The organism is Afifella sp. H1R, assembly GCF_021462425.1.
Classification (GTDB): domain Bacteria; phylum Pseudomonadota; class Alphaproteobacteria; order Rhizobiales; family Afifellaceae; genus Afifella; species Afifella aestuarii.
The window spans coordinates 521,670-533,977 of the sequence record NZ_JAKEDY010000002.1 but is presented as its reverse complement, the minus strand read 5'-3'; the positions used below and the strand labels follow the sequence as shown (position 1 = coordinate 533,977).

The window sequence follows — 12,308 nt, the reverse complement described above, 5'->3', positions numbered from 1 at the left end:
CCGGGCCAGAGATCGTCGCACATGTGAGAGGGCGCGGCCGTGCTGACGCCTGAGATGGTCAAGCTCGCCCTCGTCGGCGTCATAATCCTCTCGGTCGGGGGCGTGATCTTCGCGCTCTTTTCGTCGGGGCTCGGAGGCGGTTCGCGCAGTCAGAAGCGTGTCGAAGGGGTCACCGCTCGTCCTCTCGCCACGGAGCGCAAGGGTGGTGAAGAAGGCCGCCGGCGCCGCAGCGTGGAAGAAACGCTGCGCGAGATCGAAGAGCAGCAGAAATCGAAACGCAGCCGCAAACCGACCCTCGTCTTACGTATGCGCCAGGCCGGCCTTTCCTGGTCGGCCAGGACTTTCACGCTGATTTGCGCCATCACCTCGCTTCTGGCGATCCTGCTCCTGGTGCTTTTGGGCATCCTGCCCCTGGTGCCGGCGGCGGGGTTTGGCGTCGGCCTCGGCATTCTTCTGCCCTATGCCTACGTGAATTTCCTGCGCAAGCGCCGCTTCAAGCAGTTCACCGCCGAATTTCCGAACGCACTCGACGTGGTGGTGCGCGGCGTCAAGGCGGGTCTGCCGTTGATCGATTGCATGAAGATCATCGCCGCCGAAGCCTCACCGCCCGTCTCCACCGAATTCCGCGAGGTCATCGAGGATCAGACGCTTGGCATGCCGCTCGATGAGGCGGTTTCCAAGCTGCCGGAGCGCATCCCGCTGCAGGAAGCGAATTTCTTCGCCATCGTCATCGCGATCCAGTCGCGCACCGGCGGCAGTCTCGCCGAGGCGTTGTCGAATCTCTCCAAGGTTCTGCGCGAGCGAAAGAAGATGGCAGGAAAGATCAAGGCGATGAGTTCTGAGGCCAAATCCTCGGCGATGATCATCGGCAGCCTGCCGATCATCGTCGGGTCGATCGTCTATCTGACGAGCCCGGATTATATTGCCCTTCTTTTCACGACCACGCTCGGTCATATCGTTCTCGTGGGCGCGGCCATGTGGATGTTCATCGGCATCCTCGTGATGCGCAAAATGATCAACTTCGATTTCTAGCGCGCGGTCATGAACCTCATTCAGCAAAACGCCGATCTCTTCATCGCCCTTGCTTCGGCGCTGTCGGTGTTCTCGGCGATCGTCGTTCTGGCCTGGCCCTACCTTGCCGGTGACAATCTCTCCGCGCGCATGAAGCAGGTGTCGAGCGAACGCGAGCGCATCCGCGCACGTGAGCGCGCCAAGATGGATGCCGCCAAGAAGCAGGCGACGCTGAAGCCCGAGCCCACGCGCTGGGTCAAAAACTTCGTCGACCGTTTCAACCTCCTGAAACAGGCGGAAGACGGGGATATCGTCAACAAGCTTCGAATGGCCGGCCTGCGGGGCCAGAATCCGGTTCTCTTCTTCCTTGCGGCTCGCCTGCTCGCGCCGCTCGGCATGTTCATCGCTTCGGGGCTTTATCTCTTCGGCCTCGATCCGATCGACCAGCCGCCGACGATCAAGCTCGTGATCGTCGTGGCGGCTGCCTATCTCGGCTATTACCTGCCCGGCCTCTACGTGAAGAACCGGACGACGAAGCGCCAGACGGCCATCAAGCAGGCGTGGCCGGACGCGCTCGACCTCCTGCTCATCTGCGTCGAATCGGGCATGGGCATCGAATCGGCCTTCCGAAAGGTGTCGGAAGAGATCGGCCATCAATCGGTGGAGCTGGCGGAGGAGCTGTCGCTGACGACGGCGGAGCTCTCCTATCTCCAGGATCGACGCAAGGCGTACGAGAACCTCGGCAAGCGCACCGGTGTCGAAGGTGTGCGCGCGGTCGTAACGAGTCTCGTTCAGGCGGAAAAATACGGCACGCCGCTCGGCCATTCGCTGCGCGTTCTGGCTCAGGAAAACCGCGACATGCGCATGGCAGAGGCGGAAAAGAAGGCGGCTTCGTTGCCACCGAAACTCACCGTTCCGATGATCCTGTTCTTCCTGCCGGTGCTGTTCGCCGTGATCATCACGCCGGCGGCGATTCAGGTCATGTCGATGAATTGATGCTGTGGTGCGGCGGGCCGGCGTGACGCCGGATCATGCGGGAGGACCGGAAAATCCAGGGTCGCCGGCGCACCGGAACGCGCCTCAGCCCGCCTGCTTGATGTCCTTCCAGGTGTCTTTCTGGGCGAGCATCGCCCTGAGATAGGCGATGTTCGCCTTCGCCTCTTCGGGTGAGAGATCCTGCGCGGCGACCGCCTCGGCCTCCCGGAAATTCCCTTGAAGCCCAAGGACGAGCGCCAGGTTCTGACGCACCTTCGCCGAGGCGCTCGGATTGGCGACCGCCTGTCTGAGCACCTTCTCGGCCTCGTCGAGCTCGCCGGTCAGCGTGTAGGACATGCCGAGATTGTTGAGGATCTGCGGCTCGCCGGGGGCGAGCACGAGCGCCTGGCGGTAAGCCTGACGGGCCTGTTCGTTCTGGCCGACGGAATCGAGAATGCCCCCTTCGGTCGCGAGCAGGCGCCAATCCGGGTTGTCGCGATGCTGAGCCCGCTGCACCGTCGCCAGCGCTTCCTGGAATTCGCCGTTCTCGGCAAGCGCCTTGCCGAAAGCGGCGAGCACCTGCCGGTCCTTCGGATGGAAGATGATGGCTTTGCGCAAGACGGCCACGGCCTGAGACGGCTGGCCGGCCGCCCGCAGCGCTGCCGCATAATTGAGTGCCGCGACTTTGTCTTTTTCGTCGTTGCTATACCGCGCCCCCCAGGCCTGGACGGCGCGCAGCGCCTGGTCATGGCTGAGATTTGAAACCTCGAGCGTCTGTGTTGCGCCGATCGAACCCGTGGTGCGTGGCGCGTCGGCCTGCCGGCTCTGACAGCCCGCCGCAAAGGCCACGAGCGAAAGAATGGCAGCGGTTCGAAGAAGCGCCGCACCTGATTTCTGACTTGGCCGCATCCGCATGGAGGCTGTCCCGTTCTGGCACGTTATGCACCAAGATGTAGGCCTCACTGGCTAAGCATTCGTTAACGCTAAATGCGGCAGGTCGTGCGTCTTGAAGGATCGTCCTCGTTGCAATGGCAGACGCTCGCGCCTAGGGGTGGGCCGATCGGAGGATATCTTGAGCAATCATCCAGTTTTCGTCAGGGCCGGCGAAGTCGGCGCCGAAATGGGCGTGACGCCCGTCACGGTCATCGAGGAAGCGGGGCTCGACGAAGCCCTTGCCGGTCTCAGCGATCAGCACCGCAAGTTCGCGGATGTCAGCGGCTTTTGCGCCCATAGCGGCGACATCGCGCTCCTTCCGGGAGCGGATGGGGGGCTCGAACGCGTGCTCTTCGGAGCCGGGCGTGGTGGCCTTGCGAGAAATCCGTTTCTCACCGGCAAGCTCGCGCAAAAGCTTCCGGAGGGACACTACCGTCTCGAAGGTGCGCTGGGCGAATTGCGTCTCGCCGCCCTCGGCTTCGCGCTCGGCGGCTACCGCTTCACTCGCTATCACGGCGACGCGGACATGGAACGGCCGCGCCTCGTGCTGCCGGATGATTTCGATATCGAAGCGCTGCGGCAGACGGCGGAGAGCGTCAGCCTCACGCGCGATCTCATCAACACGCCGGCCAACGATTTCGGCCCGTCCGAGCTTGCATCGGCGGCGCGGCAACTGGCTGAAGAGACAGGCGCCGATTTTACGCTGACCGAAGGCGAGGAGCTGGCGCGCAACTATCCGCTCATTCATGCCGTCGGTCATGGCAGCGACCGCGCGCCCTGCCTGATCGATATGAAATGGGGTGACGAGGCCGATCCCAAGCTGACGCTCGTCGGCAAGGGCGTCGTCTTCGACACCGGCGGCCTCGACATCAAGCCGCCGTCCTCGATGCTTCTGATGAAGAAGGACATGGGCGGGGCGGCTAATGTCCTGGGGCTTGCCCGCATGATCATGCTCGCCGGTCTCAAGGTACGTCTGCGCGTTCTCATCCCGGCCGTCGAGAACTCCATTTCCGGTCGCGCCTTCCGCCCGGGCGATGTCTTCCCGAGCCGTAAGGGCCTGACGGTTGAGATCGGCAACACCGATGCGGAGGGACGGCTGGTTCTGGCCGATGCCCTGGCTTTGGCCGACGAGGAAAAGCCGGAGCTCATCGTCTCGATGGCGACCCTGACGGGCGCCGCGCGTGTCGCCGTCGGACCCGATATCGCTCCCTTCTTCACCGACGACGAGGCCGTCGTGGAAGGCGTTCAGGCCGCCTCCAAGGCCGAGCACGACCCCGTCTGGCGGCTGCCCTTGTGGAAGCCCTACGACGCGTGGCTCTCCTCCGAAATCGCCGATGTGAACCATATTTCGAGCAACAGCTTCGCCGGGGCGACCACGGCCGCGCTGTTTTTGGCGCGTTTCGTGACCGAAAGCCCGTCCTATCTGCACTTCGACATTTTCGGCTGGGCACCGAAAGCGCGGGCGCTCGGTCCCAAGGGTGGCGAGGCGCAAGGGATCCGGGCGCTCTTCGCCTATTGTGCCGAGCGTTACGGCCGGGGCTGACGTGCCCGAATTCGGCCTCTCATGACGATCCTGCGGTCGAGCCAGGCTCTGCGTCTGTGGCACGAGGTGACGCTGTCGCTGGTGCGTGCCGACGAGCCGGATCTGACGGCGCGCCAGATGACGGTCCTCTTGATCGTCTATCTGGAGGCGCCGCCGCATACGGTCCGCGGGCTTGCCGCGAAACTCGGCGTCACCAAGGCCGTCATCACGCGCGCGCTCGACACGCTCGGGCGGCACGGGCTTCTGACGCGCAAGCGCGATCCCAAAGACATGCGCAATGTTCTGGTGCAGCGAACGGTGGACGGCGCGCTCTTTCTGGAGCGCTTCGCCGACCTCGTCGTTGCCAAGACCGAGGATGTGACACGATGACGAAGCTCGATCCGCGCCGCAACGCCTTCCGGCGCGATCTCGCGGATGTGCGTCTCAAGGGACGCGTGGAGGCGCCGCGTTTCGTCGAGGGCAGTCTCTATCAGGTGGTCGATGGAACGGCACCGGTGAGACGCGAGCCGAACCCGATGGGCGCGCTCGAGACGCAAGCGCTTTGCGGCGAAATCGTCCGCGTCTTCGAAGAGACCGGCGAGGGCTGGGCCTGGGGCCAGCTCGAAGGAGATGGCTATGTCGGCTGGCTACCGACCGCGTCGCTGCGGGCAGAGGTGACGGTGCCCACCCATCGCGTTGCCGCGCGAAGCACTTTTCTGTTTCCGGGCCCCGATATCAAACTGCCGCCGCTCATGACGTTGCCTCTCGGCGCCGAAGTGGCGGTGACGGGGGAGGCGCAGGACAAGAACGCCCGTTACGGCCTCGTCGAACCGGCCGGCGCGGTCGTCATGCAGCATCTGTCGCCCGTGGATGCCCCACGCGAGTCTGACTGGACCACCGTGGCAGAGAGTTTTCTCGGCGTCCCCTATCTCTGGGGCGGCAAGACGGATGCCGGCATCGACTGCTCGGGCCTCGTCCAGGTCGCGCTCCACATGGCCGGCAGGAAAGCGCCGAGAGATGCCGATATGCAGGCGGCAGAGATCGGCGAGGCGCTCGAGCCCGGCAATGATCTGCCGCCGCTTCGCCGCGGCGATCTCATCTTCTGGGAGGGGCATGTCGGGCTGATGCGCGACGGCGAAACCCTTCTCCACGCCAACGCTTTCCACATGTGTTCAGCGAGCGAACCGCTGGTTGCGGCACGTTCGCGTTTTGCCGCCAAAGGTCTCAAGATCACCGCAATTCGACGCTTGCAATGACGCCATCAAACGTGTCCCTTCGTCGGCAAAGAATTGGCGACTTCCGTGGCGTATTCCTCCATGCATCTGCCTGCTCGGCAATTCGGCAATGCGATTCTTTCGGTGTGCCCGCAGACGTTGCTGCGCCGGTACTACCAGTGGCATTTGAGCTTCCAGGCCCATCGGCACGGCCGGGGGCGGCCCGTCGAAATCATCCCTGATGCCGAGCGCATCATCATCGATGACGGCCTGCGCCGTCTCGCTCTCCCGAGCCTCAATCGCGTTCCCCGCTACCGCAGCGGCATCGGGGAGCGGCTGCATCTGACGGGTGAAAAATACGCCGTCGGCACGCTCTATTTCCCGCGCGAAAGCGATGTCGTCATCGATATCGGCGCCAATGTTGGCGAGCTGACGCTTCTATGCGCCGATGCGGGTGCGACGATCATTGCGATCGAACCGGATCCGCGCGCCTATGCCTGTCTGGCCCAGAATGTCAGGGGGCTCGACAATGTCCGTCTCGTCTCCTGTGCGATGTGGAAGGGACGGGAAGCTCTGAAGCTGCATCTCGCCCCAGATGGCGCGTCGAGCTCGCTCATCCGCCGCCCGGAGCAGAAGCGCGCCTTCGCCTCCGTCGAAGCCTGGCCGCTCGATGCTCTGCCTGCTGTCGCGGCCTTGCCTGCGATCGACTTTATGAAAATCGATGCGGAAGGCGTGGAGCCTGAAATTCTTGCCGGAGCCATGCGCACCCTGAAGCGGACGCGGCTCCTCGCCATCGACATGAACCCGGCGCATGGACGCGCCGGTGCCTGGGACAAGGTCGAGCGTGCCTTGGAGGTGATGGGATTTCAGATGCTCGAGCACACCGACGAAAACACCATCGTCGCCGCCAATATGGCCTTCACGCCGGTCGTGCCTCAGTACCCGGCGTCCCGATCCACCACATACTGAAGCGGCTTGCCGGCTTTGCCGCGGCGCACCTGTCGCGCGATCAGCGGCGACAAGCCATGCGGATCGGAGATCGAGGCCATATGCGGCGTGACCACGAGGTTGGGCGCGTTCCACATCGGGCTGTCGGCCGGTAAGGGCTCCGTGCGGAAAACGTCGAGGCTCGCGCCGCGCAGCGTGCCATCGCGCAAGGCTGACAGAATATCTGCCTCGTTTTGAGACTGTCCGCGCCCGGCATTGATGAGGACCGGGCCGCCGAGCGGGCCATCCTTGCGCAGTCTTGAGATGAGCCCTCCGTCGATGATCCCGCGCGTCTGTGGCGTGTCGGGCAGAAGGCAGACGAGGATGTCCGTTTCTGCCAGAAAGGCATCGCGCTCGCCTTCGCCGGCAAAGGCGGTGACGCCGGCGACGATCTTCGGGCGTCGGCTCCACCCGACCACACGGAAGCCGAGCTGCATGAGCATCTTCGCCGACGCCGTGCCGAGCACGCCGAGCCCCATGATTCCGACCGTCACCTTGCCGGCCGGGGGCTGGGCGAGCGGTCGCCAGCGCTTTTCCTTCTGCAGTGCGGCATAATCCGGACCGAGGCGCACGTGATGCAGCACCTGCCAGACGACATATTCCGTCATCCGCGTGGTGAGGTCGGGATCGACGATGCGTGCGATCGGCACATCCGGAAGGTTGGGCAGATCGACGAGATGATCGACGCCGGCGCCGACTGAAAGAATGGCCTTGAGATTGGGCAGGCTGTCGAAAAGCTCGGGGCGGGGCTTCCAGGTGAGAAGATACTCCACCCGCTCGAGAGTTGCGGGATCGCCGGCAAAGCCGCCCTCCGGCGTCGTGGCGACGACCTCGTCTTCGGGAAGTGCGGCCTTCAGGTTTTCAAGCCAGCGACGGGGATCCCAATCGGCGAGGGAAAGAAGAAGAGTGGTCACGTGCTGATGGCTCCCCGGTAGGCGACTTCCAGATCGAAGGCGGCGGCCATCAGCGCTTTGGTGTAATCGGTCTGCGGATGGTCGAAGATCTGCGCGGCAGGTCCGGCTTCCACCACCTTGCCGTCGCGCATGACGATGATTTCGTTGGCGAGCGCGCGCACCACTTTGAGGTCGTGCGAGATGAAGAGGTAGGTGAGGTCGTGGCGCTTCTGCAGATCGCGCAGGAGGTCAACGACCTGTGCCTGCACGCTCATGTCGAGAGCCGAGGTCGGCTCGTCGAGCATGACGAATTTCGGCTCCAGCACCATGGCGCGGGCAATCGCGATGCGCTGGCGCTGGCCGCCGGAGAATTCATGCGGATAGCGAAACCGCGTCTCCGGATCGATGCCCACTTCGTCGAGCGCTTTGACAACGCGGCGATCGCGCTCCGATGCCTTCAGATCGGGTTCGTGCACGGCGAGACCTTCGCCGACGATGTCGCGAATGATCATGCGCGGCGACAGCGAGCCATAAGGATCCTGGAAGACGATCTGCATATCGGCGCGAAGCGCACGGGTGTCCTTGAACCGCGCCGCCTGGATGTCGCGCCCGAGAAAAGCGATGCGGCCGTTGGAGGAAATCAGCCTGAGAAGGGCGAGCCCGAGCGTCGTCTTGCCGGAGCCCGATTCGCCGACGACGCCGAGCGTCTCGCCTTCGCGCACTTTGACGTCGATGCCGTCGACGGCCTTGATATGGCCGACGGTGCGACGCAGGAAGCCGCGCTTGATCGGAAACCAGACCTTGAGGTCGTCGGCTTCCATGACGAACGGTGCGTCACGGTCGGTGGCGGGCGCGGAGCCCTTGGGTTCGGCGGCGAGAAGATGGCGCGTATAGCTGTGCTGCGGGTTGGTGAAGATCTCTTCCGTCGGCCCGCGCTCGACGATCTCGCCATCCGTCATGACGCAGACCCGGTCCGCCACCTTGCGCACGATGCCGAGATCGTGGGTGATGAAGAGGAGCGCCATGTTCTGCTCGTGCTTCAGGCGGGCGAGAAGCTCCAGGATCTGCGCCTGCACGGTGACGTCGAGTGCCGTCGTCGGCTCGTCGGCGATCAGGAGATCGGGCTCGTTGGCGAGCGCCATGGCGATCATCACGCGCTGGCGCTGGCCGCCTGAGAGCTGATGCGGATAGGATCTGAGACGGCTTTCCGGCTCGCGGATGCCGACCTGGTGGAGAAGCTCCAGAACCCTTTCCCGCGCCGCCTTGCCGCTCATGCCGCGGTGCACGTCGAGCACCTCGCCGACCTGCCGCTCCACCGTGTGCAGCGGGTTGAGGGACGACATCGGCTCCTGGAACACCATGGAGATCTTGTTGCCGCGCACCTCCCGAAGGGTGCGATCGCCGGCTTTCAGAAGTTCGCGGTCGCGGAAGAAGATCTCACCGGAGGGATGGCTCGCCGGCGGATAGGTGAGAAGCCGTAGGACGGAAAGCGCCGTCACCGATTTGCCGGAGCCCGATTCACCCACGAGCGCCACGGTCTCTTTCTCCGCGATGTCGAAGGAGACATGGCGCACCGCATGCGTCGTGCGCCCGCCCTGCGTGAAGTCCACGGAAAGATCGCGGACCGAGAGGAGGGGGGAGGTCATGGCCAGACTTCCTCGATAGCGACCTCGTCGAGGCCGATACGTTTCATTGTCTCGGGCATCTTCAGTCGCTTGTCGGAGGAGACGAAGACGTTGCATGCCTCAGCCATCGCAGTCGCCACATGAATGGCGTCCGGCAGCTTATTCCCGATGGTGGCGCGGATTTCAGCCCTCCGCTTCAGGATCTCTCGGCTGACCGGAGAGGCCTGCAACCAATCCGAGGCGCCGATGATATCCTCGTACCGCCCGCTGAGTTCGGCATTGGCTGTTCGCAGTGGCCCCACGAGAAGCTCCGCCAGGGCAAGTTCGCTGGTATGAAGGGTCAGCAACCCTGCCTCCAACTGCGCAAACAAAGGCGCGAGACGCTCGTCCTCGCTCTCGACGAAACGGATGAAGAAATTCGAATCGAGATAGACACGCCAGCGGGCCTTGTCGCTCATTTTTCCCATTCGTCACGCAGCTCGCGGATCCGCGCGACCGCTTCCTCGATCGAGGTGTTTCGATGAGCGGCGGCTCTAAAGTGCTTGCGCCATCCGCTTCTCGCCGGGACCTCACTTCCCGTATCCTCCACGATCACCCGCGCATGATGGCTCGGATCGATGTCTCCGCGAAGCTCTGGCGGCAGTCGCTCGGCCGGATAGTCTTCCACGATATGGCGCTTTCTTTCGTCCATGGCGCTCACCCTACGCAAAAGTCTTGCGCGGGTCGAAGGCGTCGCGCACCGCCTCGCCGATGAAGATGAGGAGCGAGAGCATCAGCGAGATGACGATGAAGCCGGTGATGCCGAGCCAGGGCGCCTGCAGATTGGCCTTGCCCTGAGCGAGGAGCTCGCCGAGCGACGGCGAACCGGGCGGCATTCCGAAGCCCAGGAAGTCGAGCGAGGTGAGCGTCGTGATCGAGCCGTTCAGGATGAACGGCATGAAGGTGAGCGTCGCCACCATGGCGTTCGGCAGGAGGTGCCGGAACATGATCGTCAGGTTCGACACTCCGAGCGCGCGCGCCGCCTTCACATATTCGAAATTGCGCGCCCTGAGGAACTCCGCCCTGACCACGCCGACGAGCGCGACCCAGGAAAAGAGCAGGAGGATGCCGAGGAGCACCCAGAATCCCGGCGGCAGGATCGAGGAGATGATGAGAAGGAGATAAAGCGCAGGGATCGCCGTCCAGATTTCGATGAAGCGCTGGAAGAAGAGATCGACGCGCCCGCCGAAATAGCCCTGCACGGCACCGGCCGCGACGCCGACGATCGATGAAAATACGGTGAGCACGAGCCCGAAGAGCACGGATATGCGGAAGCCGTAGACGAGGCGGGCAACCACGTCGCGGCCCTGATCGTCGGTGCCCAGCCAGTTCCAGTTCGACTTGTCGCAGAACCGTTCGAGCTGCTCCGTGTCGCCCGGACAGACGGAGCCCGCGATCCGCCATGTCGGCGGTGCCGGAAAGCCGATCGGCCGCCCCAGCGCCTCGCGCAGCTCTTCCGTCGGGAAATCGCGATTGACGGTGCGATAGGAATAATGGATCGGCGGCCAGATCATCCAGCCATTGGCGTTGATCTCGTCGGAGATGAACGGGTCGCGGTAGTCCGTCGTCGCCAGGAAGCCGCCAAAGGTCTCTTCCGGATAATCGACGAGGATCGGGTAATAGAGCTCTCCCTTGTAGGAGAGCACGATCGGCTTGTCGTTGACGAGCACTTCGGCGATCAGCGACAGGCCGAAGAGGAGAAGGAAGAGCCACAAGGACCAGAAGCCACGGCGGTTCTTCTTGAAATTCTCCCAGCGCCGCTTGTTGATTGGCGACATAGTGAAGAGCCGGCGTCCGGGTGCAGCCTCTTGTCCGGGCAGGGGCGCGGGTGCTTCGGGCGTGCCGGGATCCGGCGCATGCGGCGGAGCGGGCGTCGTCGGCGTTTCCGCCCTCGGCGCGTCCGGCCTCGGTTCGTCCGTCTGCTTCGGATCTGTCTCGACTTCCATCGCTCAGACCTCCCGGCTCTCAAAATCGATCCGAGGATCGATCCAGGTGTAGGTGAGGTCGGAGACGAGCTGCACGATGAGGCCCATCAGCGAAAAGATATAGAGCGTGGCGAAGACGACCGGATAATCGCGGTTGATGACGCTCTCGAAGGAGAGGAGCCCGAGCCCGTCGAGCGAGAAGATCGTCTCGATCAGGAGCGAGCCGGCGAAGAAGGCCGAGACGAACGCAGCCGGAAAGCCCGAAATGACGATGAGCATGGCGTTGCGGAAGACATGGCCATAGAGCACCTGGCGTTCCGTCAGCCCCTTTGCCCGCGCCGTCACCACGTATTGTTTGCGGATTTCGTCGAGGAAAGAATTCTTGGTGAGGAGCGTCGTCGTGGCGAAGGCCGCAAGCGCCATCGAGATGAGCGGCAGAGCGAGGTGCCAGAAATAGTCGACGAGCGCTTCTGGATCCGTGATCCATTCCCAGAAGCCCATGCGGGCATATTGCTCAGACCAGAGGCCGCGCAGCGGGAACCAGTCGAAGAAGGAGCCGCCGGCGAAGAACACGATCAGAAAAATCGCGAAGAGGAAGCCCGGCACCGCATAGGCGATGATGACGACGGCCGAAGTCCACACATCGAACACCGAGCCGTCGCTGACGGCCTTGCGGATCCCGAGCGGGATGGAGATGACGTAAGATAAAAGCGTCATCCAAAGCCCGAGAGAGATGGAGACGGGCAGCTTTTCCTTGATGAGGTCGATGACGGAGATGTCGCGGAAATAGCTCTCGCCGAAATCGAAGCGGGCATAGTTCCACAGCATCAGTCCGAAGCGGGTGAGGGGCGGTTTATCGAAGCCGAATTGCTTTTCGAGCTGGCGGATGAACTCCGGATCGAGTCCCTGAGCACCTCGATATTTCGAGGTGATGGCGGCATCCGAGCCGCTTTGATTGGTGTTGCCGGCGGCGGAGAAGTCGCCGCCGCTCGAGCCACCGATGCGAGCCGTTGCAGACACGTCGGTGCCCTGGATCTGCGCGATCACCCGCTCGACGGGCCCGCCCGGCGCAAACTGCACGACGACGAAGCTGATCGCCATGATCCCGAGGATGGTCGGGATCATCAGCAAGAGGCGTCTCAGGATATAGGCTGCCAATCCGTCTCCGTCGGCTCGTCGGTCTC

Annotated in this window: 13 protein-coding genes; 6 read left to right on the top strand and 7 right to left on the bottom strand. The window is 63.6% G+C overall.

All coding sequences use genetic code 11. The annotated features are described in order from the left end of the window. The first annotated feature begins 54 nt into the window (after positions 1–54). Positions 55–1,032, top strand: coding sequence for a type II secretion system F family protein (locus tag L0F51_RS14130; RefSeq protein WP_234630360.1), 978 nt, complete (start codon positions 55–57; stop codon positions 1,030–1,032). A 9-nt stretch (positions 1,033–1,041) separates the two neighbouring features. Beyond that, positions 1,042–2,007 carry a type II secretion system F family protein gene (locus tag L0F51_RS14125; protein ID WP_234629831.1) on the top strand — a complete coding sequence of 322 codons (966 nt, stop codon included), beginning with the start codon at positions 1,042–1,044 and terminating at the stop codon, positions 2,005–2,007. 84 nt (positions 2,008–2,091) lie between these two features. Here L0F51_RS14125 and L0F51_RS14120 read toward each other — a convergent pair whose 3' ends face one another. Next, on the bottom strand, positions 2,092–2,901 hold the full coding sequence (locus tag L0F51_RS14120; protein WP_234629830.1) for a tetratricopeptide repeat protein: 810 nt from the start codon (positions 2,899–2,901) through the stop codon (positions 2,092–2,094). A gap of 205 nt (positions 2,902–3,106) precedes the next feature. Here L0F51_RS14120 and L0F51_RS14115 point away from each other — a divergent pair, with 205 nt between their 5' ends. The 4 genes from L0F51_RS14115 to L0F51_RS14100 are packed head-to-tail and all read left to right on the top strand — an operon-like array spanning position 3,107 to position 6,624. Next, on the top strand, positions 3,107–4,462 hold the full coding sequence (locus L0F51_RS14115) for a M17 family metallopeptidase (protein ID WP_234630359.1): 1,356 nt from the start codon (positions 3,107–3,109) through the stop codon (positions 4,460–4,462). 21 nt (positions 4,463–4,483) lie between these two features. After that, positions 4,484–4,831 carry a MarR family transcriptional regulator gene (locus tag L0F51_RS14110; RefSeq protein ID WP_092811568.1) on the top strand — a complete coding sequence of 116 codons (348 nt, stop codon included), beginning with the start codon at positions 4,484–4,486 and terminating at the stop codon, positions 4,829–4,831. After that, a complete protein-coding gene (locus L0F51_RS14105) occupies positions 4,828–5,697 on the top strand; it encodes an NlpC/P60 family protein (RefSeq protein ID WP_234629829.1) in 870 nt (289 codons plus the stop codon). The genes L0F51_RS14110 and L0F51_RS14105 overlap by 4 nt, the downstream gene beginning before the upstream one ends. A 45-nt stretch (positions 5,698–5,742) precedes the next feature. After that, positions 5,743–6,624 (top strand): FkbM family methyltransferase, encoded by an 882-nt coding sequence (locus L0F51_RS14100; protein WP_234629828.1) that lies wholly within the window; start codon positions 5,743–5,745, stop codon positions 6,622–6,624. On the opposite strand, the gene L0F51_RS14095 is transcribed toward L0F51_RS14100, so the two are convergent. The 6 genes from L0F51_RS14095 to L0F51_RS14070 all read right to left on the bottom strand — a co-directional run bounded on the left by L0F51_RS14095 (position 6,591) and on the right by L0F51_RS14070 (position 12,282). Next, positions 6,591–7,556 carry a glyoxylate/hydroxypyruvate reductase A gene (locus L0F51_RS14095; protein WP_234629827.1) on the bottom strand — a complete coding sequence of 322 codons (966 nt, stop codon included), beginning with the start codon at positions 7,554–7,556 and terminating at the stop codon, positions 6,591–6,593. The genes L0F51_RS14100 and L0F51_RS14095 overlap by 34 nt on opposite strands. Continuing rightward, positions 7,553–9,181 (bottom strand): ABC transporter ATP-binding protein, encoded by a 1,629-nt coding sequence (locus L0F51_RS14090; RefSeq protein ID WP_234629826.1) that lies wholly within the window; start codon positions 9,179–9,181, stop codon positions 7,553–7,555. Before L0F51_RS14090 ends, L0F51_RS14095 begins: the two co-directional genes overlap by 4 nt. Continuing rightward, the gene (locus L0F51_RS14085) at positions 9,178–9,618 is read right to left on the bottom strand and encodes a type II toxin-antitoxin system VapC family toxin (protein WP_234629825.1); all 441 of its coding nucleotides are present in this window, start codon (positions 9,616–9,618) and stop codon (positions 9,178–9,180) included. The genes L0F51_RS14090 and L0F51_RS14085 overlap by 4 nt, the downstream gene beginning before the upstream one ends. Next, complete coding sequence (locus tag L0F51_RS14080) at positions 9,615–9,851, bottom strand: hypothetical protein (RefSeq protein WP_234629824.1); 237 nt, start codon at positions 9,849–9,851, stop codon at positions 9,615–9,617. The genes L0F51_RS14085 and L0F51_RS14080 overlap by 4 nt, the downstream gene beginning before the upstream one ends. A 10-nt stretch (positions 9,852–9,861) precedes the next feature. Then, the gene (locus tag L0F51_RS14075; RefSeq protein WP_128293208.1) at positions 9,862–10,977 is read right to left on the bottom strand and encodes an ABC transporter permease; all 1,116 of its coding nucleotides are present in this window, start codon (positions 10,975–10,977) and stop codon (positions 9,862–9,864) included. Positions 10,978–11,148: 171 nt separating this feature from the next. Next, the gene (locus tag L0F51_RS14070) at positions 11,149–12,282 is read right to left on the bottom strand and encodes a microcin C ABC transporter permease YejB (RefSeq protein WP_234629822.1); all 1,134 of its coding nucleotides are present in this window, start codon (positions 12,280–12,282) and stop codon (positions 11,149–11,151) included. Positions 12,283–12,308 lie beyond the last annotated feature (26 nt).